This window comes from Mucilaginibacter sp. (assembly GCF_028288225.1).
In the GTDB taxonomy this organism is placed as follows: domain Bacteria; phylum Bacteroidota; class Bacteroidia; order Sphingobacteriales; family Sphingobacteriaceae; genus Mucilaginibacter.
Map to the genome: position 1 here is coordinate 194,286 of NZ_JAQBOC010000080.1, position 24,888 is coordinate 219,173.

Below are 24,888 nucleotides of genomic sequence, written 5' to 3' on the forward strand. Positions count from 1 at the left end.
ATCATCAGGAAAACAACTTTTAATACTATTCGTTTATTATTCAGGGAATAGTAAGGCTATACTTACAGGCCCCATCAGTGATGACATATAAGCGTTTTTTTATCGGCTTAATCATATTAACCAGCGTCATGGGTATTTACAGTTTTGTATGCCTAACGGATGATCCTTTTTCGAAAATACGCCGTCAACTGGAAAAATGGACTTTGGAGCAACCGGTAGAAAAGGTTTACCTGCACCTGGATAAACCTTACTATGCTGCAGGTGACGACATCTGGTTCAAAGCATATGTAGTAAGTGGCGGGCTTCACCGCTTATCTACCCTCAGCGGCATACTTAATGTTGAACTTATAGATGAACAGGATTCAATTAAGCAAAGTGTGAAGCTTCCTCTTGATTCCGGTGTCACCAATGGTGACTTTGCGTTGCCAGATACACTACACCAGGGAAATTACCGGATCCGGGCCTATACCAATTACATGCGCAATGCAGGAAAAGAATATTTTTTTGATAGGCAGATTGCCATCATTAATACCATCAATCATAATAAAAACAACATAGTTAAAGCATCGTCAATAAATAATAAAGGAGCAGGTAAAATTGACGTACAGTTTTTCCCGGAAAGTGGCTACCTGGTCAATGGTATCACCTCAAAAGTCGCCTTTAAAGCCGTAGCGCCAAATGGATTGGGGGTAGCAATTAAGGGCATCCTCACCGATAGTAAAAGGCAGCAGGTTACTGAATTCGCCAGCGTTCATTTAGGCATGGGTGTGTTTGAGCTTACTCCCAAAGCGGGCGTAACTTACCAGGCTAAGATAATTGATGGAAATGGATCCGCAATTAACATTCCGTTGCCAATAGCAGTGGATAAGGGAGAGGTATTAACAATTGATGATAATGACCGCAGGAACCTTCTGGTAAAAATAGCCATCTCAAGGCCTTTGTTGATTACTGACCCCGGCATGCAGCTGACATTAATTGCAGAAAGTGCAGGTAAAATATATTTTACAGCCAAAACCAAAGCAGGAACCGCTGTGTCTTCTTTAGTTATACCCAGAAACAAATTTCCTTCAGGCATTGTGCGATTTACATTATTTTCTGGAGTAGGTGAACCCTTAAATGAACGGCTGGTGTTTATTCAAAACACTGACCGGTTAAACTTAAAATTGACAGCCGACCGGCAGGTCTACGCACCCCGTCAAAAAGTTAAACTAATGCTTACAGCACAAAACAGCAATAACCAACCTGCTGCCGGCAGCTTCTCAGTTTCAGTCACCGGTGAAACCAGGATGCCTGCCGACGAAGATACACAAAACAACATCCTGGCCAGTCTCCTGCTTACTTCTGATCTAAGGGGGTATGTGGAACAAGCCGCCTGGTATTTTAACCATGCGGATGAAAAATCCAGGGCCGCCCTGGATGTGCTGATGTTGACCCAGGGTTACCATCGTTTTGAATGGAAGGAGATCTTAAAGGATGTTTACCCTGCGAAACAATACAGGCCCGAAAATTCGTTACAGGTATCCGGTACAGTTTTAACAACAGGCGGCAAACCTGTTATTGATGCAAAGGTAAAGCTATTTGATCTGGACAGTATCCAGTTCACCCGTGATGCAGTTACCGATGAACATGGCCGGTTCATTTTTAAAAATCTGACTTTTGATGACAGCGTAAGGTTTATTGTTCAGGCACGTACCAGTAAAAATAAAAAAGATGTGGATATCAAAATGGATAAGCTAATGCCTGCAAGCACTTCGTCAAATAAAATCTCACCTGATTTTCAAAACGATTTTAGTGGCCGTTTAGCTGTTTACGCGCAAAGCAGCAAACAGCTATATGAAGAACAGCGCAGGTATGGTTTAGGCAACCATGTCATTTCTTTACAGGAGGTGGTGATCAGGGAAAAAAGGCAGGCGGTTCGCAATTCATCAAACCTGAACGGCCCCGGAAATGCAGACCAAATAATAATGGGTAAAGACCTTCAGGCTATAGGCTGCATTAATATTTCTGATTGTTTGCAGGGCAGGCTCGTTGGTGTGAATTTCAGCAATGGTGTTGCTTATTCTACACGTGATTTCAGACCCATGCAATTGATTGTTGATGGCATGTATGTGGAGGACAAGTATCTGAACACCGTTAATTATAATGATGTACAAGCCATAGAGGTATTGCGCAATATTGGCTTAACATCTATTTACGGCGGCAGAGGAGGGAGCGGGGTTTTACTGGTTACTACAAAACGCGGTGACGAAAATGATGAACCGGAACCCGTTTATGGCAGGGGTATTACTACATACTACCCAAAAGGCTATTACAAGGCAAGGAAATTTTATTCACCTTTATATGACAGGTCCGGCACTAATAAACAACTGGCTGATCTGCGCACAACCATCTACTGGAACCCAAATTTGTTAACAGGAAAGGATGGCAACACCTTCTTTGAATACTTTAACGCTGGCAGCAAAGGCACTTACCGTGTAGTTATAGAAGGAATAGACAATAAAGGTCATTTAGGCAGACTGGTTTACCATTATCACGTTCAATAAATCGTGTTCCGGATTATGCAGGCCTGTCGCCGGAACCGGGTAACTAATAAGAAATAAAATACAACATGGAAGAATTGCAGACAATGTGGTCAGCTGTTAAATTATCATTGCGATAAAAGCAACTCATTTTTTCACATATTTTTCACATTTAATGCCTGTTCTGCAAATGATTTTTTTTTCTCCTTATCTTTAATGTAATCTGCCCCTAACCATTAGACCATCACTTCCTGCACTAAAATAAGTAATGACAGTATGAAAAAGCTTAGAGCGTGGTTTATATCCTTTTTAATATGCTTTACCGGCATATGCTGCTTTCACAGTTGTAAAAAAGGTCAAAATGAAGTTACAATCCAAAAAAATGAGCCCGCTGTGGCTGTAGCCATTGAAAATAACCTGGTTAAATCCAATAGTGATAACTTTTCAGCTATTATTTGGGGAACCGCTAAAAGCCAGCCAATATTAACCCATGAGGTGCACGGGGACGTAGTTAATGGTAAACTCTATATTTTCGGCGGATACGATGCCGCTAAACGACCTAATACATGGACGCCAACTAAACATGCATATGTTTATGACCCTATTGCAAACACATGGGCAGCTATTGCTGACCTGCCGCAAGTCCCAAACGGTCCGGGTTTTGGAGGGATCACCCATGCCGGACTTACAAGCGATGGCATAAATATTTACATGGCTGGCGGGTATACCTCCAATGCAAATGGAACTGGCCAGATTTTCGGAACCAAACAGGTTTGGAGGTACAATGTTAACCTGAATACTTACACCCGCTTGCCGGATTTACCCATGGCCTTAGCTACCGGGCAACTGAGGTATTTAAATGGCAAGATACATTATATGGGAGGCGCTAATTTATCGCGGGTGGATGTCAATATCCATTATGCATTGGCCCTTGATAATCTTTCTGCCGGATGGAAAGCCCTGGCGCCTCTGAATAATCCTGCTAATCACCCCGGATCCGCGGTATATAATGGTAAGATATATTTTCTCGGAGGTGCACATGGGCAGGACGAAAATACAGTAACCCAAAAAACTTTGGAGGTGTATGAAGAAAGTACCAACAAATGGACAAATTTAGCATCCATGCCGGTCGGCCGTGATCACATCGCTTCTGATGTGGTGGTTATGGGAGCACGTATCCTGGTACTTGGAGGAGAAACTTCTCATAATGTTTTAAGCAAACTTGTTTCTGCATACACGCCGGCAACCAATACATGGAGCGATCTTACGCCGCTAACCGCAGGCAAATCTGCAGGCGTTGCTGCTGTTTTAAATGGAAATCTATATTACACCGGTGGAAATTTCTCAAACGTTAACCGGAAGGGGATACCGGTAGTTGATAACGCAGGATCTGTTATATCACCTCTTGCGGATGCCTTTGTCCGTGATGGGAGCTTTGCAGCCATAAATTATGGCCAGGATACCACCTTGCTTATAAAAGCAACACCTGTGAGTAGCTATACAAGGAAGGCGTACATAAAATTTTCACTAAAAGATACAAACTATACGGTTACTTCTGCAAAACTACGGATCTATGGTTTTAACAAAGATAATACAGTATCGATCAGTGTATCCTGTTATGGAGTGGATGATGATTCCTGGACAGAAAACGGCATAACTTTTAACAATGCGCCGGCAGGTACTGCCACAGCTTTGAGTACAGCTGGCATTAATAACCAGGCAAAATATATTGAATTTGATGTGACCAATTATGTAAATACTCAATTAGCAGGAGACAAAATAGTAAGTTTTTTGCTCCGGGACCCTGCCAATAAAAATATTAATTTGATATTTAACAGCAGGGATAATATCCATAATAAGCCCCAACTGATCATCTATTAGTGTGAACGTTGCATTTGATCATGTTAAATTAAACGGAATATGTCGACATTGCTAATATACCGGGATTAACCACAACGTCAATTGCACCTGATATTGAATCACACCAGTTTGTTAAGCTTATGTCGTAACAAATTTGTGACATTCAAATAATCTTACAACACTGAAGATCAATCCGCTATTTTTATATCGATAATAAACCTATTATAAACCTATGCTAAAGTCAGCTTACCTAAATTTTCTGTGCGTTATTTTAATGTCAGTTTGTATTTCTGCCGTTTTATATTCCTTTAAAACTGTGTCCAATCCAAAAACTGTCACAGTAACAGCTAAAACGCCGCCACGGATCCTGGTTTTCACAAAAACCAAGGGGTGGTATCATACCTCGATACCAAGCGGCATTGCCGCCATTCAAAAATTGGGAAAAGAGAACGGCTTTGAGGTCGATACCACAAAAAATGCCGCCTGCTTTGTTGAAGATAGCCTGAAACATTACAGCGCTGTAATGTTCCTGAGCACTACTTTAAACGTATTAAATGCTGATCAGCAGGTAGCATTTGAGCGGTATATAGAAGCAGGCGGCGGCTTTATAGGCATACACTCTGCGACTGATACAGAATACGACTGGCCCTGGTATAATAAACTGGTAGGCGCATATTTTAGCAGCCACCCGGGTAACCCTAACGTACGTAAGGCGATTATTGATGTGATTGATTCCACTCATATTTCAACCAAAGGCTTGCCTAAAAGATGGGAGCGTACAGATGAATGGTATAACTACAAAAGCATCCAGCCCGATCTGAAAGTGTTAGCTAAGCTGGATGAGGATACTTATGAAGGAGGCACTAACGGCGACAACCACCCAATTGCCTGGTACCATGAGTTTGATGGCGGCCGTGCCTTTTATACCGGTGGTGGCCATACTGACGAAAGTTACAGCGAGCCGTTGTTTTTGCAGCATGTTTTGGGTGGCATAAAATATGCGATTGGTACAGATGCACCCCTGGATTATTCCAGATCATACGCAGTTAAAAAACCCGAGGATAACAGGTTCACCAAAACCGTCCTTTCAAATGATCTGAACGAACCAATGACATTGTCAGTTGCGCCCGACGGAAGGGTGTTCTTTATTGAGCGTGCCGGTAACTTTTATGTATATGAGCCGGTAACAAAAAAAACAAAACTGGTTTACAAGTTCCCGGTAAAAGCTGTTGATAAAATACCTGAATGGTTTGTTGGGAATGACCATCGATCCTGATTTTCCCAGTAATAATTTCATCTATTTCTTTAACACGGCTGAAACTAACGGAAAATACAAACAGCACATATCAAGGTTTGCGATCAGTAAAAATAATGTGCTTAATCTTAAATCAGAAAAAGTAATTATTGAAATACCTATCGACCTTGAAGTTAGCGCACATACGGGCGGCTCATTATCCTGGGACAAAAACAAAAACTTATTCATATCTACAGGTGACAACACCACTCCCTTTGAATCAGAAGGATATGCGCCTATAGATCAACGCCCGGGTAGACTGGTATTTGATGCAGAACGCTCTGCAGGTAACACCAATGATCTTCGTGGTAAAATTTTGCGTATCCATCCTGAAGCAAATGGCAGCTATACCGTACCCGATGGGAACCTGTTTCCCAAAGGCATGGCCAATACCAAACCAGAGATCTATGTAATGGGTTGCCGTAATCCCTACAGAATGTCTGTAGACCCTAAAACTGGCTATGTATATTGGGGTGAAGTTGGTCCGGATGCCGGTACCGATGGTGTGCAGGGGCCACGTGGGTATGACGAGTTTAACCAGGCAAAAAAAGCAGGCAACTATGGCTGGCCATTTGTTGTTGGCAATAACATTCCCTACAATGAATATGATTTTGCTACAAAAAAGGTTGGGAATGATTTTGACCTTAACGGACCCAAGAACACATCGCCTTATAGTACAGGGTTAAAGATCCTGCCGCCGGCGCAAAAACCATTGATCTGGTATCCGTACGCCATGTCAGATGAGTTTCCGTTATTAGGTCAGGGTGGTAGGTGTGCTATAATTGGCCCCGTGTATCATTTTAACCCACAACTTAAATCAGATACAAAACTCCCGGCGTATTATGATAAGGTGTTATTTGTGGCTGACTGGATGCGTAACTGGATCTTTGCAGTCCACCTGGATGAAAATCAAAATTTTAAGCGCATGGACCCTTTTATGGAAACAAACGGCGATTTCAGGCGCCCGATTGATATAAAAGTGGGGTACGAAGGCGCAATTTACATGCTGGAATATGGTACAGTTTACGGAATTGATAATGTAGATGCGCGTTTGGTACGTGTAGATTATAATGGCGGCAACCGTGCTCCTGTAGCAAAAATTGATACCCGCGACACGATCGGGATGGCACCATATAAAGTAGCTTTTAATCAAAAAAGTTTCGATTTTGATGAGGATAAACTTACTTATGAGTGGCGTTTTGAAGGGAAAACCGTGGCATCAAGAGTGCTAAATCCCACCTATACTTTTAAACATAACGGCGTGTACAGGGTGACCCTAAAAGTTACCGATAGCCAAGGCAAAAGCAGTATGGATGCCATGAAAATCATAGTTGGCAATACCCTGCCGCAGATCTCGATTAGTACCGCTGATAACAGCAGCTTCTTCACCAACAATCCGCAATCACTAAAATACAAGGTTAATGTAAAGGATGAGCAGGATAAAATTATTGATCGCAGTAGGGTTAAGGTGATACTCAATTATATAGCTAAGGTAGAGAGTGGTAAAACATTAATTGGTCACCAGGAAATTGCCCCCACTTATAGCTACGGCAAGGAGATGATGGCCTCCAGCGACTGTAAGGCATGTCACCAGGTGAACGCAATATCGGTTGGGCCGGCATTTATGCGGATCTCAAAAAGATATGCCGGTAAAAAAGACCAGGTAAACCGTTTGGCCGATAAAATTATAAAAGGCGGAAACGGTGTATGGGGCGAACATGCCATGAGTGCCCATCCGCAGCTCTCAAAGCAGAATGCTGCTGAAATTGTAAAATATATCCTGTCATTAAGTACACCTAAAAATGTGGTACTGCTTCCACAACAAGGTATTGTTACTCTTAAAGACCATATTAGTAATAAAGATGAAGGCAGGTACGTACTCTCTGCATCATATACGGATAGGGGTGGAAGAGCAGCGCCTGCGCTAACCTCCGGCGCGAGCCTGGTATTAAGGCCAGCCAAAGTACAGGCAGAAGATGCCGATCTTTACAACAACGTTTCTATAAGAGATAAGGAGATTGGAAACATTCACAACAAATCATATTTTGTATTAAAAAATATCGATCTTAAAGCGATCAATCAGCTTACTTACCGGTATTCTTCTGCAAATATGAATGGGGCTGCAGAAGTGCATGTGGATTCGCCAACCGGGAATATCATCAGCACGCTTAACTTTACCCCCACAGGCAAACGATCTGATTATGCGGAGGTAAGTACTGCTATCAGTGATCCGGGTTCAAAACATGACCTGTACTTTGTTTTTATAAACAAAAGCAAGCCAAGACAATCATTATTAAATGTTGACTGGGTAAATTTTGGAATAAGCCAATAAATGCAGAAGCCTTTATAAGAAAAGCAGGAATAGATAGCCTTTTTTTAGGCCAAGGAAGGCATAACAATTCTTAGAATCTCCGTCGCATGCAAGGAGGATGTTTACGAAGAATTGATAGAAAAACACGCTGTAGATTGAGATGAAGAGATCGAAGAGGTGATAAAAAATCACGTCCGGTTGGAGCAGTTATAATTATTGCAGACAATGGGCAAAAACGCTATAATAAAAGTTAATGAAGGACAGGTTAATATCCACATTTCTTTACCACGACAGGGGGTATCATTATTGTATTTGAGCTATTTGTAGGTTCAAAATAATTATACTTTTCTCTTTTGTTATAATGAACGGAACTAACTAAGCTATTTGTACATATAAACCGTAAAATCTTCGACATCATAATCGTTTATCATTTTTACTTCCCGGCAAACCGATTTGCAATACGCCATTATCTGAACCGGATCATAAGCCACTATCAAGTCATTTGGTTTAACCTTGCTTAATAAATTAAAGCCAAACCCAATTTTGCAATTTTTAAACAGCCGGGCAATTGCCTTGAATATATACCCAGGATCTTCACTCAGGTAATTCAATGATCCGCTAGCCACTACATAATCAGATGTGAGAAGATCAATTATATTGAAATTGCCGGACATAAAAGTTGTATCAGGCCAATTGCCATAGCGATTGACAGCTTCATCTAATAGTTCCGGAATCTGTTCTATACCTATGTAAGTCATTCCAGGAAAAAGCTGCCGGAAGTCGCCGTATCCGCATCCTGCATCCAGCACAGAATGACCGTTCATATCTGCCAAACCTGCAAGAGCTTTGAACCGGATAGCCTGGCTTTGCTCATCCCGCCACCCTAATGCATGACTGCTGTCATTGCCATACATTGCTATCATGTAGCGGTGATAATGAAAAATGGATAGGGAATCGTTTACCGAACTCATTGATTAGTTTAAATTACACTAAAAATAGGCTATATAATTCCTATGTGTGATTTTCAGCTACCTTTTAGTCGACCTGGTTAATTGTTCAATATTATCCCACATGTCACTTGTAACCATTTCGAGGCCATTAAACTGGCCTGCGCCCTGCAGCCATTCACCGCCATCGATTGTAATAACATCACCATTGATATAACCTGAAAAGTCCGAGATGAGATAAGCGGCAAGATTTGCAATTTCCTGATGCTCACCCACTCTTTTAAGTGGCACCCTGTTTTTAAAATCAAATTTTTCAGCCATATCTCCGGGCAGCAGGCGTTCCCACGCGCCTTTAGTAGGAAACGGCCCTGGCGCTATGGCATTTGTACGGATTTTATGCCGTCCCCATTCTGCGGCCAGTGAGCGGGTCATAGCCAGTACACCACCCTTTGCGCATGCCGATGGCACCACATAAGCTGAACCTGTAAAGGCATATGTTGTAACAATATTCAGGATATTACCGGGCATACTTTCTTTGATCCAGTATTTACCCAAAGCAAGCGAGCAATTAACCGAACCCTTAAGTACAATATCAATTATGGTTGAAAATGCATTGGCTGATAACCTTTCAGTTGGCGAAATAAAGTTACCCGCAGCATTGTTTAGCAAGGCATTCACACTACCAAAACGTTCTATCGCTTTCTGACGCATGTTTTCCACTTCGCTGTAATTGCGTACATCACAGGCTAACGCCAATACTTTGCCACCGCTTTCGGCTTCCATTTCGGTAGCTGTTTTTTGCAATACATCAAGCTTGCGGCTTGTAATTACCAAATTGGCCCCTAATTTTAAAAAGTAAGTGCCCATGGCCTTGCCAAGCCCGGTACCACCGCCTGTAACAATAATGGTTTTACCTTTTAATGCATTTTCTTTAAGCATTCCGCTTTCTTCGGGAGATGGCATGTTATTTACTTTTAACCGGGTTTGTTAATTTGTCAATCATTTTTTGCAGCGATGACCGGGTTTCGGGCGCCCACCATTGCAACAACATTTTATCTAATGTATCGCTGTTTTCCTTTTGCATTTGGCTGCGGAGTTCTTTACGTAAGTTAAGCTTACTATGGTTCCAGGTTGCGGGGTTCAGTTTCATGTATTGCCTAACCTTTTTTTCTGCAGTAGCTAATACATCTGCCAGATTGCATACCTCATCAATTAATCCGTCTTTAAGCGCTTCTTCAACATTTAACAGCTTGCCTTCAAGCAGATATTGGTAAGCTTTGCGGCTGCCCAGCCAAAAAGAATACAAGTGAAATACAGCCTCAGGCACAATTATACCTACAGGTATTTCATTTAAACCAATTATAAATTGCCCATTGGCCATTATGCGGTAATCACTACATATAGCTATTATACAACCACCGGCAGGACAGTGGCCGGTTATGGCTGTAACAAATGGTTTTTTAAATGTGGATAAAGTTGATTGCATCAGCAAAAGGCTGCTCCAAAATTCCCTGCTCTGTTCCTCATCATAATTATACACTTCAATCAGATCGATGCCGACAGAAAAAAAGCCTTCTTTCCCGGTGATGATCAGCCCGCCTACATTATCGTTTGTTTCAAGATCCTTTACAGTAACAATCAGTTCGTTGATCATTTCCAAATTGATAGGATTGGAGCGGCCCCTATCTAAAGTGATAGTTGCAAGTTTATCCTGAACCGTTACCTGAAGTGTATTCATTGAATTTGATTATAAAAGATTATGAAACTTAATGGATAAGCGTTGTACTGCCAATGTCACTGGCATACATTTTCTCTATTTCCGGGTTATATTTATCAAGGATAGCGCGGCGTTTCATTTTACCGGTAGGTGTTAGTTCCCCGCCATCAATGGTCCATTCATGCTGAAGCAGTCTGAATTTTTTAACCTGTTCAACATGGTTAAATTCGGAATTTGCTGATTCTATAATTGATTGAAATAGTGCAATTACCGCAGCACCATTCACAATTTCCTGATTTGAAGAAAAGTTGAGTTTGTTTTGATCGCACCATAATTTAAGATTAGGATATGATGGTACTATTAGTGCCGTCGTGAATTTTCTTTCGGCGCCCACAACCATCATTTGCTCAATAAAAGGACTTTCCTTCATCCGGTTTTCAATGGGGCCCGGTGCAACATATTTACCTCCTGATGTTTTAAAGATCTCTTTCTTTCTATCTGTTATTTTCAGAAAGCCATCTTTGTCCATTTGACCAATATCCCCTGTATGGAACCAGCCATCTTCCAGTACTTCAGCAGTAAGCTCCGGATTTTTGTAATAACCAACCATAACGCCAGGTCCTTTGGTCAATATCTCTCCATCAGCAGCGATCTTAACCTGTACATCTTTTATCAAAAGCCCAACTGTGCCAAATCTTCTGTAATAAGGGTCATACTGGTTAACTGAAATTACGGGTGAAGTTTCTGTCAGGCCATAGCCTTCCAAAACCACCATGCCGGCAGATGTGAATATTCGTTCCAATCTTGCAGGACAGGCAGAACTACCTACAACTATTGCTTTAACATTACCACCGATGGCATTACGCCATTTACTGTAAACAAGCTTATTAGCCAGGGTTAATTTTAGTTTATACCACGGGCTTTTGCCTGTATTCTCAAACTGTTCCGCAACTTTAATAGACCATAAAAAGATTTTTCTTTTTACCCCGTTAAGCTTTTGCCCTTCAATCATGATCTTTTCAAATACTTTTTCCAACAGCCTTGGAACGGCTGTGAAAATGTATGGCTTCACTTCCTTCATATTAAAACCAATGGTTTCCATACTTTCGGCGTAATAAATGGAGAAGCCATAGAACAGATAAATATAGGAGCACATTTTTTCAAAGATATGGTTAAGCGGTAAAAAGCTTAATGCACGTTTATCTGCCATCGGAATTTGATTTAACACCTCACCCGAGCCAGATACATTACTTGCTATATTTTTGTGGGTGAGCATAACTCCTTTAGGGCGACCAGTTGTACCCGAAGTAAAAATGATGGTTGTAACATCATCTTCCTTAATTGCAGCACTTATTGTTTTTATTTTATTCCTATCAAAATCATTAACAGGTTTAAGCAACTGTTGCCAGTTTTTACAACCTTCAAGATCATTAAAAGAATAGATAGCTTTTAGCGACGTTGCATGGTTAATAACACTGTTTACTTTAGCACATAGATCCGCATCGCTTACAAAAATGCACTTAACCTCTGCTTCAACTAAAATCAGTTCAATTTCTTTTAAGCTCGAATTAGGATAAAGCGGAACCAATACAGCCCCGATCAGCTGAACAGCAAGATCAACGATCAACCATTCAGGCCTGCCATTACTAATAAGGCCAACCTTGTCCCGCCCCTCTGTGGTTCCATCGCCGGCAGAAATCCCCATCTCAAGAAGAGCCTCAGCCAGCTGATATATTTTTTCATGTACCGCCGCCGTACTATATGATACCCACTCACCATTCACTTTGCCATTTAAAAGGTCAGCCTTAGGGTTCTGTGCCTGGATAGCAATACAATCAAACAATCTCGCTGCATTCTTCATATAACTTATTTTTATATCTTAATGAAGCTTATTTAAAAGCAATATTTATTTTGCCCGATCAGTCTTGCAGCAACTCTTCTGCGTGCCGCGGTAGTGTTAATGTCTTCCGTTTTGGTATATCTTTTTAAACCCGTCATCATCATTCTGCGTTCATCACCTTCGGCAAAAGCGTTCAATGCTTCTTTAGCAGCTTTAAAAATTTTATCACCAGCGTCCCTGATATAAACCTGCATCATGTCAATTTGTTCCTTAACAGCCTCTTCGCCACGTTGCCCGGCCAGTTTTTCAACTCTTAATTGGATCGATTCACTGGCATAGGTCTCTATCACCATATCAGCCAGGTACATTAAAACTTCCTGTTCTTTGGCTAGGTTAGTCATTAACTTCTGTACTGCAGCGCCTGCTACTAATAAAATAGCTTTTTTAAAGTTAGTTATATACTTTTTTTCTTTGGTGAAAAAGTCTTCTTCATCCGCATTAAAATCGGGAATACTCATTAACTCATTGGCTACAGCTTGTGCGGGACCCATCAGGTCGAGTTCCCCTTTCATGGCGCGTTTCAAAATCATATCTACCGTTAAAATGCGGTTGATCTCATTAGTGCCTTCGAAGATCCGGTTTATCCGGCTATCCCGGTAAGCCCTGTCCATTGGCGACTCGGCACTGTAACCCATACCGCCGTAAATCTGCACACCCTCATCTACGATATAATCCAGCGTCTCTGATGCATGCACTTTTATAATGGCAGCTTCTATGGCAAACAGCTCAGTACCTTTAAGTTTAGCTTTAGAGGCTTCCATACCCCCTTCAATTAAATTGTGGATAGCATCTTCAATGTTTTGGCTTGCCCGGTACATAGCAGATTCGGCCGCATAGGCACGAATAGCCTGTTCGCCAAGCTTATAACGGATTGCACCATATTTTGAAATAACTCGGCCAAACTGTTCGCGCTCATTGGCATACTTTACAGAATTTGTAATAACTGCTTTTGAAGCCCCTAATGCTGCACCACCCAATTTGATGCGGCCCAGGTTAAGGATATTTACAGCTATTTTGAAACCGTTACCACGTTCAGACAGCAGGTTTTCTACCGGTACTTTGCAATCATTAAAAAACACCTGGCGTGTTGAGCTGCCTTTAATCCCCATTTTGTGTTCTTCAGGATTAAGCGACAGTCCCTCAAAACCTTTCTCAACGATGAATGCGCTCAGATTTTCATCATCATCGATTTTGGCAAAAACGGTGAATATGTCTGCAAAGCCTGCATTTGTAATCCACATTTTTTGACCATTGATGAGGTAATGTTTACCATCCGCAGTTAGCGTTGCGCGCGTTTTGCCTGAGTTTGCATCAGAACCGGCACCCGGTTCGGTAAGGCAATAAGCACCTTTCCATTCGCCGCTCCCCAGTTTAGGGATGTATTTGTTTTTTTGCTCCTGGTTACCATAATAAAGTATGGGCAGCGTACCAATCCCTGTATGTGCCATTACTGCTACAGAAAATGATGCACCCGGACCTGTTTTTTCGCTGATAAGCATAGCGGTTGGGAAATCTTTACCAAAACCACCATATTCTTCCGGCAGAGATACACCCAATATGCCCAGTTCGCCGGCTTGATTAATTAAGCTCACCATCAGGCCTTCTTCCTGTGCATCAATACGGTCAAGAATCGGAACTACCTTTTGCTCAACAAAGTCCTGGCAGGTTTGAGCGATCATCAGTTGTTCCTCGTCCCAGTTTTCCGGGATAAATACATCTTCAGCATTTGTTTCCCTTACCAGGAACTCACCACCTTTTAAATGCTTGTCTTCTGTTGCAGTGCTCATAATAATATGTCTTAAATGTTCTTTATTTTTAATTTAACAACTCAAATATTCCTGCGGCGCCTTGCCCGGTGCCAACGCACATAGTGACCATACCATACTTTATATTTCTTTTCTTCAATTCGTCAAAAAGCTGTACCGATAGTTTGGCACCGCTACAGCCCAGCGGATGGCCTAATGCAATAGCACCGCCGTTAACGTTTACAACATCAGGGTTCAATCCAAGGCCTTTTATAACGGCTAATGACTGCGATGCAAAAGCCTCATTCAGTTCAAAAAGATCTATATCCTGCTGCTTTAAGCCTGCCTTTTTTAACACCTGCGGGATAGCATACAATGGGCCAATACCCATAATACGCGGTGGTACGCCAACAACCGAATAGTTTACCAGACGGGCAATAGGGGTAAGTTTATTTGCTTTCATAAAACGCTCGCTTACTACCATTACAAAGGCGGCGCCATCACTTGTTTGTGATGAATTTCCAGCTGTAACCATTCCTTTGGCATCAAAAACGGGTTTAAGTTTGGTCAATGCTTCTATTGAAGTATCTGCACGGGGGCCTTCATCTGTATCTATTATAAAGTCTCTTACCTTTCTTTTTCCGTTTTCATCTACATAAGTTTCGGATACATTAACCGGAACTATCTGATCTTTAAACCGCCCGCCTGCTATCGCGTTAATGGCTTTTTGGTGCGATCGATAGGCAAATTGATCCTGCTCGTCACGGCCAATTTTATATTCTTTAGCAACAGCTTCGGCTGTTAAACCCATACCCCAGTAATAATCGGGATGCGCTATGGCAACATCTGCATTTGGCACAATGCGCCAGCCGCCCATGGGTAACAAGCTCATGCTTTCCACACCACCCGCTATAATACAATCAGCAATCCCGCTATGGATCTTTGCTGATGCTATTGCAATGGTTTCCAGACCTGATGCACAATACCGGTTCACTGTCATTCCGGGTACCTTGTCAGTATCCAGCGCTATTAACGAGATCAGGCGGGCCACGTTTAAACCCTGCTCTGCTTCGGGGGTAGCATTGCCGACAATTACATCTTCAATTTGCTCTTTATCCACATTTGGTACAGATGCTACCAGGTGTTTGATCACTTCGGCAGCGAGTGTATCAGGCCGTGTAAACCTGAAACCGCCACGGGTTGCTTTTCCAACTGCACTGCGGCTTGCCGCTACTATGTATGCATTCATTTTGTTCTCAGTTTATTAATTTCTTAATACTTTTCCGCCTGTTAAAATAGACTGGATGCGCTCCAACGTTTTGCGCTCGGCACATAAGGATACAAAAGCCTCGCGTTCCAGGTTCAACAAATATTCCTCACTTACTAATGTTGGTTGTGACAGGTCAGCACCCGCAAGTACGTAAGCCAGTTTTTGTGATATTTTAACATCATGCTCACTAATGTAATTACCGCTAAACATGGTATTAGCGCCAACATAGCCTAAACCTAGCGCCTGTTTACCTAAAACCCGGATATCTTTACGCTGAACCGGTTGTACATAACCTTCATTAGCCATTAACAGGCATTGTTTTTTTGCTTCGGATAGCACCCTGTTGCGGGACACAACGACCATATCGCGGCCTTTTTTAAGATAACCCAGCTCAAAAGCTTCATGGGCCGAGGTTGATACTTTGGCCTGGCCGATGGTCAGGAACCGCTCGCGGAAATTATTCAGCTCTATATCGCCTTCCTGCAGCTCATCGCTTAAACGCAAGGCAAACTCTTTGGTACCGCCACCGCCGGGGATCAGCCCAACGCCAAATTCAACAAGGCCCATATAAAGTTCGGCATGTGCCACTACCTTATCGGCATGTAAGCATAACTCACAGCCCCCGCCCAACGCCATTTGATGAGGCGCTGCAACAACAGGAATTGAAGAATACCTGATGCGCATCATTGTATTTTGAAAAGCTTTGATCACTATGTTCAGCTCATCAAATTCCTGCTCAACGGCCATCATAAATATCATTCCTACATTAGCGCCCGCACTAAAATTGGCTCCCTCGTTCGAGATTACCAATCCCTTATAACTTTGCTCGGCAAGGGTAATGGCTTTGTTGATACCTTCTATTACCTCGCCGCCAATGGTGTTCATTTTAGTATGGAATTCCAGGTTGATGATGCCATCACCAAGATCAGTAATGGTAGTGCCGCTATTTTCCCAGATGGTGTTTGCTGCGCGAATAGTATCCAATAATATAAAGTCTTCTGTCCCCGGAATTACCAGGTATGTTTTTGATTTGATATCATAGTACAAGCGTTTGCCATCCTGTATTTTATAAAAGCTTGCTGCCCCGCTTTTAAGCATATCATAAACCCAGGCTGCCGGCTTATGGCCTTCGGTTTCCATGGCCTTAACGGTAGTGTCCACTCCGAGGGCATCCCATTTTTCAAAAGGGCCCATTTCCCAGCCAAAGCCTGCATTTACAGCAGCATCAATTTTATAAAGCTCATCGGAGATCTCGGGGATCCGGTTGCTTGAATAGGCAAACAGCTGATAAAATATAGCGCGGTAAAAATCGCCTGCCTTATCTTTTGCGGCAAAAAGGATCTTCATCCTATCTTTTAAATTATCAACCGTTTTGGTTGTTTCAATCGAAGGGAATTTTACTTTTTTTGAAGGCTGGTATTCCAGTGTTTTTAAATCAAGCGTGTAAAACTGGTTAGCCCCGTTAACCTTTTCTTTTTTATAAAAACCCTGCCCGCTTTTACTGCCAAGCCAGTTATTGGTCACCATTTTGGTTACAAAACCGGGGATCCGGAACAAGTCTTTCGCCTCATCATCAGGTACACCCTGGCTTAAACCAACGGCTACATGTACCATGGTATCCAAACCAACTACATCAGTAGTGCGAAAGGTTGCCGATTTAGGATGACCAATAACAGGGCCGGTAAGCTTATCAACTTCTTCCACAGTCATACCGGTTTTTTCTACATAATGCAGCATGCTCATAATACTGAAAACCCCTATGCGGTTACCAATAAAGGCAGGTGTATCTTGAGCCAGTACGGTTGTTTTACCCAGGTATTTCTCGCCGTAACTAAGTAAAAAGTCAACAACCTCCGGTAAGGTATCTGCAGCAGGTATAATTTCTAATAGTTTTAAATACCTTGGGGGATTAAAAAAGTGGCTGCCGCAAAAATGCTTCCTGAAATCTTCACTACGGCCTTCAGCCATTAAGTGAATAGGGATGCCCGAAGTGTTTGAAGTGATCAGTGTACCTGGTTTGCGGTATTTCTCTACATTTTCAAATACCTTTTGCTTAATATCAAGCCGCTCAACCACTACCTCAATTACCCAGTCGCACCCGGCAATCTTGTGCATATCATCATCAAAGTTCCCGGTTGTAATATTTTTTGCCAGCCTCTTTGAATAAATAGGCGAGGGGTTTGATTTTAAAGCTGAGGCAAGGGCCTCATTAACCAGTTTATTTCTTGATTTAGCATCAGCATCTTTTGGTACAATATCAAGCAGCAGCACCTGCAGCCCAATATTTGCGAAATGGCAGGCTATCCGGCTGCCCATCACACCTGAACCCAGCACAGCTACTTTTTTTATAATTCGTTTAGCATCCATTGTTTATGCTTGTATTTTATGTAGATAGATTTTTTACTTTATTCGGCTTTCTCCCAGGTAGTGGTACGCCCGAAGAGCGAGATGCCCACATAACCCCTTATATCAAGGGTTTTGCCTTTATAAGTCATTTTGCAACTATAGGTTTTGCCATTGTTAGGGTCGTAAATTGTCCCGTTTGTATATTTATTTTCACCATCTTTTTCAAAGCCTGCCAATACTGGCAACCCGAGCCTTGGCCTGCTACGGAGTTTTTCGTCACTGTTCAGCTCGTCAACTTTAGGTTTGCCATTTTTTAACGGTTCTTTAAGCCAAACAACCTTGCCATAAAATTTGCCATTAGCATGTTTGGCTATCTCTATTTTGGCGCTTTTAACGTCATTGTACCATAACCCCTCTATTTTATCCGTTTGTTGACGGGTAGTAAAACCGAAAGTGGCCATTGTGAGCAGAATTAATACCAACCCGGTGAAACGCTTTTTGCTTAAGAACATTGTTTTAGGAATTATGATCATACAATTAAATAACGCTTCAAAAAGAATCCATGTTACAAGATACTATGTGCTGATGTACAGCACAACGGCTTTGACTCTTTATAAAAAATAATTTAACCGCCTGAACGGTGAATAATTTAGTATTGGTTTATATATAACAAATATCCTGTTTATTAAGGTAATCTAAAGGGTTGTAAGGCGGAAACATTTGTCAAAATATCGGTTATTTCAACCTTTGTTTATTCAGGACCCTTTAAACTGTATAATTTAAGTAAAGTATCATTATCAGAGCGTTTTGTTAGTTCTTCACTTTCTTTAACGGCTGTTTCAAAGTCTTCTTTTAAACTCATGGGTTTTATATGGCAGTTCCTATCTATTCTTTAGGTTTAGGAATCTCTTCAGTATAATCATTACTTCGGGGCGAATCCAAAAACAACTTCCCCAGTTCTTCAGGTAGCAAAGTGAGCCGACGTTTTTCCGTATCTATCCAGGCACCTTCGGCGTTAATTATAGCCGCTTTTGTACCATCACCACGATAGATCTCGTGCCTGATCGTCCAGCGGGAACCATCGGCTCTTGATTTTGTTATTTCACAGGTAACCTTTACAAAGTCGCCAAGCACTATTTCCCGCAGATAAAAAAGCTCCTCTTTAAAAAGCACCGGCCCTATTTTGTAATCAAGTAGCTTTGCAAGATCAAGCCCTGCTTTCCTTAGCATGTTTAACCTTGATTGTGCGGCCAGATCTGCATAAGCTGAATGTCTCATGTGCTGGTTAGCATCTATCTGCGCCCACAAAACTTGTCCTTCATAAAAAATATTCATGATATACTTATTTATGTTTTCATTTAGTTGTTCTGTAACAGCTGATAGCAATTATAAGTAATAAAAGTCCGCTGCTTTTTGATAGCAAGGAATACCTGGTTTTTTAATCGAGGGTAAAATTAGAATGGATGTTATCTGCCTAAAAGGGCAGCAATACGGAGAAATTAGTCAAAAAGTCGGAAAGAAAACAAGGGCGTTGCCAATGCTTTACCGAGTGTCGGGTCAATCATGAATTGAAACTTAGTCTTAAGTCGAAAGTCTTGAGTTCTAAGTCAGAAAAGACAGAATTTGACTTAAGACTTTCGACTTAAGACTGTTGACTTAACTAACGCGGAATAGCCATCCGGTAATCTGAAGGAGACAATCCCGTTTGTTTTTTAAAATACTTACCGAAAGAAGATTGGTCAGGAAAGTGAATGGCGAAAGCAATGTTAGCTATGCTGGTTTCCTGGTTCCTTAATAAAACTTTTGCTTCAAGTATCACGGCATCGTCTATCCATTCACCGGCAGTTCTGCCGGTTACATCTTTTATGGTTTCTGTAAGGTGCTTGGATGATACAAATAATGCATTGGCATAATACTGTACATTGCGATGTTCTTTATAATGATGAAAAACAAGTTCCTGGAAAAGCACATTGAGCTCCTGCTTGCGGTTTAGTTTTCCTTTAACCATTATATGCTGCTTTTCATAGATAGACCCTACTTCATATAGCATAGTAATGAGCATGCTTCTGGCAATCTCCATTCGGTATGGATGACCCTGCCTGTCGAGCTTTTGTTGTAGCAACACATAAATTTCAAGCAGTATTTTGGCATCATCATGATCTGGATAAATTACCGGCAGAGATGCGCTTTTAAAATAGCTGAAAGACTCCAGAAAATGACTGTTTACGTTGTTTTCTGTCAGGAAGGCCTTTGAAAAAACAATAAACCTGCATAAAAAGTCGGGGCTGCTTTGATAAATCCTTAATACATGAAAAGGTGTGGCCAGCAACATGGCATCCGGTTTTGCCTCATAAACCTGCAGGTTTACTTCCACCTGCGCGGTACCACGTGTACATATGCCTATAATATATCCGTCAGAACGGTAAGGATATTCACTTAAACTTAATAATTGTTTTTCATCCGTTATAAAAAAATCCGGGCCTATCAGCTTATCAGCATACAGGTCAGCAAACTTTGATAAGCTGAGTTGTCCTATTTTCTTCATTTTACGGCTAAAAATAGTTTAAATAATTCATAACCGACTTTTTGACTAATTTCTCCGCATTATAGCCCTTTTTTTGAAAGTTTTACACTGTATTTTTAATTTTTAATTAACAACAGGAGCAATCCCAACTGCTGCCTAAATTTTATACCAATTATATTATGAGAAAATTATTACTCTTAGCGTTCGCGTTATTACCTGTTCTTGCTTTTGCGCAGGGATTTCAGGTTAATCTGGAAGGCCAAAAACAAATCGGGATGGGGCACACGGGCACAGGCCTGGTACAGGATGGAGCATCCGTATTTTTTAACCCTGGTGCGGTTGTTATGCTGCCCGAAAATTACATTCAAGCTGGTATAAGTCCGCTGATATTTCAGTCGGTATTTAGCCCCAGCGGCTCATCTGCCCAGTATCATACAGCCAATAAGGTAGCCACCCCATTTAGCTTTTATGCAGCCATAGGCCCTAAATCTGCCAGGTGGAAAGCAGGACTGGCCGTTTACACGCCTTTTGGAGGATTAACTGACTGGGGAAACAGTTGGGCAGGAAAATACTCACTGGAGAGCCTGAACCTTAAGGCAATTTATTTTCAGCCAACTTTAAGTGTTAAGGTGGCTAAAAATTTAAGTATAGGCGCAGGCTTTGTTTATAACAGAGGCACTGTTGATCTAACCCAGGGTATTCCATTATCAGGCGCAAACGGACAGGACGGGCAGGGAGAGCTTAAGGGAAGCGGTAACGGATATGGTTATAACGTGGGTATTTATTATAAACCTGCCGAAATTTTTACAGTAGGTTTAACTTACAGGTCAAAAGTTAAAACAACTATTAATAAAGGGGACGCGATATTTACTGTACCTGCTTCTCTTCAAAGTAACTTTCCGCAGCCAAATACTTTTAGCGCCGCCATACCTTTGCCTGCAACTACCACACTCGGTTTTGGTATTTATCCCACAAAAAAGCTTACCCTTGCATTTGATGTAAACTATGTTAACTGGAGCGTTTACAAGAGCCTTGATTTTGATTATGCAAGCAACACTGCCGCTTTACAGGATACTCATTCTGCGCGCAACTATAAAAATGCATTTGCGCTAAGAGCCGGCGGACAATATAAGTTAAACGGTAAATTTGATGTTCGCGCAGGTGGTGGTTATGCCAGTACAGCCGTTCGCGACGGCTATGTTACCCCAGAAGTGCCTGATGCCAACCGGGTATTTTTAACTGCGGGTTTAGGTTATCATGCTGCCCGTCACCTGGATCTCGACCTAAGCTTTGAATATGAACACCTGATGTCGCGCACACAAACCAATATCCAAACGCAATTATCAGGCACGTTTAAAACCAATGTATACATCCCGGGCATTTCTCTTGCTTATCACTGGTAAACTCTAAACAAAAAAACAGATGAAGACTTTTAAACAATATAGCTACCGCTACCTTTTTATCCTCGGTCTTATGAGCCTTGCAGCGTGCAAGCCGGAGATCAATAATTTTAAACCATCAAAAGGCACCGCAGATTTTTCACGGTATATTTCCGTTGGAAATTCATTAACCGCAGGTTATGCCGATGGAGGCCTCTACCGCGAAGGACAATTGAACTCGTACCCAAGTATAATTGCCAAACAGATGCTTACTGTTGGCGGCGGGCAGTTTAATCAACCGCTTTTTACAGAGGCCCAGGCAAACGGTTCAGGCTATTTAAAGCTAACTGGGTTTAATGCAGACGGAACACCCATTACCACCCCTGTTACCAATAACCTTGCTGTAAGGGGCATTTTACCTGTCCCCGGCTTTGGTAACGTTACCTTATACACCAAATATAGCGGCGATATTAATAATTATGGTGTACCGGGAATAAAGTTATTTCACATTACCTACGCACCTTATGGCAATCTTAATGGTTTTTTTGAGCGCTTGTTGCCAGGAAATGCACCTTCCAATAATACCTCGTATCTTGACTTTATTACTGCAAAACCTTTTACGTTTTTTTCAAACTGGCTCGGTAATAATGATGCCTTAGGCTATGCTACATCAGGCGGTGCAGGTGATGTGCTGACTGATAAAAGTACATTTGCGCAATTATACACCCTGCTTATTGGTAAGCTTACCGCTAACGGTGCAAAAGGAGTTGTAGCAACCATCCCTGATGTTACTTCGGTTCCTTACTTTACAACTATAACTGTACCCGCAATTTTGGCAGGGGTTCAAAAAGCTAATCCCGCAGTTGCGGCAATCTACATAAATGCCCTGGTTTCAGGAACTACCTCTACCTATGCACCAAGAGCGGCTACAGCTTCAGACCTGATCGTGCTGACTTTCCCTACCAGCAAGATAGGGCAGCCCGTAACATCACCAGCCGGGACCGTTCCTTATGGTTTAACACCCTATGCCCCTATTGATAATCAATATGTACTTGATGCAAACGAAGTGGCAATAACCCTTGATTATGTTAATAACTATAATACAACCATTAAATCAGTAGCTGCCTCAAAAGGCCTGGCTGTTTTTGATGCTTTTGCTTTTTTAAATGGTATAAAGCAACATGGTTTACTTATTAATGGTTTAAGTTTAAGCTCTAATTATATCAGCGGTGGGATTTTTTCGCTGGATGGGGTACACTTAACGCCAAGAGGTTATGCAATTGTAGCCAATCAATTTATCGGCGCTATTAATAAACAGTACAGCGCCAACATTCCTTCGGCTGATGTGGCCGCTTATAATGGCGTAAAATTTCCCTGATAATAATCAGTGTCAGATACAAGCCAGTGAGGATAGGTTCAATTGGCGGCTTGTCTCCGGAGCCGGGTAAAAAGCCTTTAGCCCAAAGGAGGGCGCTGAAAAAGTCCTTTAGAGTTAAAGAGGTTGTCGTACAAATAAAATAGAGGCTCTGAGAATCGTCTATACGAAAGTACTCTCCACCACCTATCCGGATACGCTAAAGAAAAAGAGGCTGTTTTCTATAATGAAAACAGCCTCTTTTGAATAAATAGCTACTTTTTCAGTGCCCTCGCCCAAAGCCGGAGGCTTTTTTGGTTACCAGGCTTAATAAATATCAGTAATTTATAGGTGAAAATAAAGTATCATGGCATAAAAAATAGCGTAAAACCCGCATAGCGAATATTAAAAAAATTAGTAAACTTTATACATTCAAACAGTTATTAAACCCTGGGCTCTAAGGCGATATTGTAAAATAATAATGCTGATGGCTAATTATTAAGGTTTTATAGCTGCCGGGCTTAATACCAGCTATAAAATGTCTTTTAAACCTAAAACAGAAGCACAAAATCTTCCACCTGGAAAAATACCGGAGAGACATCGTACGACCGGTGAAAAGTTATGCCAGGCAATGGTGAACTTGCCAGGGCACACAGAGCACGAATCATTAAACGGACCCCTTGCTCCTCCATAAAATCATAAGTTTATATGATTGACCATTAACAATATATATCGGATTTTGGCATGGCCAAAAAACATGGTTATCAGTTTGTTAGTATTAAAAACTTTTACCTTTCAACGTTATTATGAAAACGCCCTTACCTTCATCAAGAAATTTTTTTTCTGCGATAGCTATTATCAAGAAATTAAGCCTTGCCGTGTTTATGGCTTTATTTTGTTTTAATAGTTTGTATGCCGATGCCAATACTTCACCAGGATATAAAAGTAACCGGCTAGGCAGGCCCGGTAAAAAAAACGCAGCAATAATAAAAGGACCAAATCAGTTTGCCGGACCTACCATAAGCTACTACGGCTCCCCTAAAACGTATATTGCTGGTACAGCGATCAGCCCGCTGGCACCCACGATAAGTGGGGGAGTTGCAGATGCCCCGGCTTATAGCAGCAGCACCACTACGCTGGGTTCAGGCTTTAACATCCCGGCAGGTATCGCAGTAGATGCGGCAGGCAATATCTATATCGGCGATCAGAACAACAATGTGGTAAAAAAGATCCCGGGCGGCACCGGCACCCCGGTTGTGATTGGTTCCGGCTTCAACACACCGGATGGGGTAGCGGTAGATGCGGCGGGAAATGTATATGTGGCCGATGACGGAAATAATCTGGTGAAGAAGATCCCTGTGGGCGGCGGTCCGATCATAACCTTAGGCTCAGGTTTTCTTCAGCCCTTTAATGTGGCGGTGGATGCAGCGGGGAACGTATACGTGGCAGATCGGGGCAATAATGCGATCAAAGAGATCCCCATAGGCGGCGGGGCAGTGATCACGCTGGGTTCGGGCTTTACTACCCCAACAGGAGTGGCGGTAGATGCCTACGGCAATGTATATGTGGCCGACTTTGGCAACAGTGCTATCAAGAAGATCCCGGTTGGCGGCGGCGCACCAATCACCATAGGTTCAGGCTTTAGCACCCCGTTTGGCGTTGCGGTAGATGGCTCGGGCAATGTATTTGTAACGGACTATGGGAACAAACAGGTGAAAGAGA

General features: G+C 42.0%; 17 protein-coding genes. 7 read left to right on the plus strand and 10 right to left on the minus strand.

Annotation, left to right across the window (positions count from 1 at the left end):
- Positions 1 to 128 precede the first annotated feature (128 nt).
- The 4 genes from JWQ54_RS24415 (at position 129) to JWQ54_RS24430 (ending at position 8,005) form a co-directional block, all read left to right on the plus strand.
- On the plus strand, positions 129 to 2,543 hold the full coding sequence (locus JWQ54_RS24415) for a carboxypeptidase-like regulatory domain-containing protein (protein WP_299590300.1): 2,415 nt from the start codon (positions 129 to 131) through the stop codon (positions 2,541 to 2,543).
- A gap of 252 nt (positions 2,544 to 2,795) precedes the next feature.
- Entirely contained in the window at positions 2,796 to 4,400 is a 1,605-nt protein-coding gene (locus JWQ54_RS24420; RefSeq protein ID WP_299590302.1) for a DNRLRE domain-containing protein, read from the plus strand.
- Positions 4,401 to 4,695: 295 nt separating this feature from the next.
- Positions 4,696 to 5,655, plus strand: coding sequence for a ThuA domain-containing protein (locus tag JWQ54_RS24425; protein ID WP_299590304.1), 960 nt, complete (start codon positions 4,696 to 4,698; stop codon positions 5,653 to 5,655).
- Positions 5,609 to 8,005: a PQQ-dependent sugar dehydrogenase gene (locus JWQ54_RS24430; protein WP_299590306.1), complete on the plus strand. Its 2,397-nt coding sequence runs from the start codon at positions 5,609 to 5,611 to the stop codon at positions 8,003 to 8,005. The genes JWQ54_RS24425 and JWQ54_RS24430 overlap by 47 nt, the downstream gene beginning before the upstream one ends.
- A gap of 359 nt (positions 8,006 to 8,364) precedes the next feature.
- Here JWQ54_RS24430 and JWQ54_RS24435 read toward each other — a convergent pair whose 3' ends face one another.
- From JWQ54_RS24435 to JWQ54_RS24480, 10 genes are all read right to left on the minus strand, one after another.
- Positions 8,365 to 8,955: a trans-aconitate 2-methyltransferase gene (locus JWQ54_RS24435; RefSeq protein ID WP_299590308.1), complete on the minus strand. Its 591-nt coding sequence runs from the start codon at positions 8,953 to 8,955 to the stop codon at positions 8,365 to 8,367.
- Positions 8,956 to 9,012: 57 nt separating this feature from the next.
- Positions 9,013 to 9,894, minus strand: coding sequence for an SDR family oxidoreductase (locus JWQ54_RS24440; RefSeq protein ID WP_299590310.1), 882 nt, complete (start codon positions 9,892 to 9,894; stop codon positions 9,013 to 9,015).
- 1 nt (position 9,895) lies between these two features.
- The gene (locus JWQ54_RS24445; RefSeq protein ID WP_299590312.1) at positions 9,896 to 10,669 is read right to left on the minus strand and encodes an enoyl-CoA hydratase/isomerase family protein; all 774 of its coding nucleotides are present in this window, start codon (positions 10,667 to 10,669) and stop codon (positions 9,896 to 9,898) included.
- Positions 10,670 to 10,697: 28 nt separating this feature from the next.
- Positions 10,698 to 12,509 carry a long-chain fatty acid--CoA ligase gene (locus JWQ54_RS24450; RefSeq protein ID WP_299590314.1) on the minus strand — a complete coding sequence of 604 codons (1,812 nt, stop codon included), beginning with the start codon at positions 12,507 to 12,509 and terminating at the stop codon, positions 10,698 to 10,700.
- A 32-nt stretch (positions 12,510 to 12,541) separates the two neighbouring features.
- Positions 12,542 to 14,335, minus strand: a complete 1,794-nt coding sequence (locus JWQ54_RS24455; RefSeq protein WP_299590316.1) for an acyl-CoA dehydrogenase family protein — start codon at positions 14,333 to 14,335, stop codon at positions 12,542 to 12,544.
- A 28-nt stretch (positions 14,336 to 14,363) separates the two neighbouring features.
- Positions 14,364 to 15,542: an acetyl-CoA C-acyltransferase gene (locus JWQ54_RS24460; RefSeq protein WP_299590318.1), complete on the minus strand. Its 1,179-nt coding sequence runs from the start codon at positions 15,540 to 15,542 to the stop codon at positions 14,364 to 14,366.
- Positions 15,543 to 15,557: 15 nt separating this feature from the next.
- A complete protein-coding gene (locus JWQ54_RS24465) occupies positions 15,558 to 17,930 on the minus strand; it encodes a 3-hydroxyacyl-CoA dehydrogenase/enoyl-CoA hydratase family protein (protein ID WP_299590320.1) in 2,373 nt (790 codons plus the stop codon).
- A gap of 38 nt (positions 17,931 to 17,968) precedes the next feature.
- Positions 17,969 to 18,421 carry a DUF2147 domain-containing protein gene (locus tag JWQ54_RS24470; RefSeq protein ID WP_299590322.1) on the minus strand — a complete coding sequence of 151 codons (453 nt, stop codon included), beginning with the start codon at positions 18,419 to 18,421 and terminating at the stop codon, positions 17,969 to 17,971.
- Between the two features lie 373 nt (positions 18,422 to 18,794).
- Positions 18,795 to 19,244, minus strand: coding sequence for a thioesterase family protein (locus JWQ54_RS24475; RefSeq protein ID WP_299590324.1), 450 nt, complete (start codon positions 19,242 to 19,244; stop codon positions 18,795 to 18,797).
- Between the two features lie 325 nt (positions 19,245 to 19,569).
- Positions 19,570 to 20,454: a helix-turn-helix domain-containing protein gene (locus tag JWQ54_RS24480; protein WP_299590326.1), complete on the minus strand. Its 885-nt coding sequence runs from the start codon at positions 20,452 to 20,454 to the stop codon at positions 19,570 to 19,572.
- A 158-nt stretch (positions 20,455 to 20,612) separates the two neighbouring features.
- Between JWQ54_RS24480 and JWQ54_RS24485 the strand changes: the two genes are divergently transcribed.
- The 3 genes from JWQ54_RS24485 to JWQ54_RS24495 all read left to right on the plus strand — a co-directional run.
- On the plus strand, positions 20,613 to 21,836 hold the full coding sequence (locus tag JWQ54_RS24485; protein ID WP_299590328.1) for an OmpP1/FadL family transporter: 1,224 nt from the start codon (positions 20,613 to 20,615) through the stop codon (positions 21,834 to 21,836).
- A 19-nt stretch (positions 21,837 to 21,855) separates the two neighbouring features.
- Positions 21,856 to 23,190 (plus strand): G-D-S-L family lipolytic protein, encoded by a 1,335-nt coding sequence (locus JWQ54_RS24490; RefSeq protein ID WP_299590330.1) that lies wholly within the window; start codon positions 21,856 to 21,858, stop codon positions 23,188 to 23,190.
- Positions 23,191 to 23,972: 782 nt separating this feature from the next.
- The coding region (locus JWQ54_RS24495) for an NHL repeat-containing protein (protein ID WP_299590332.1) at positions 23,973 to 24,888 on the plus strand (916 nt) is incomplete at its 3' end.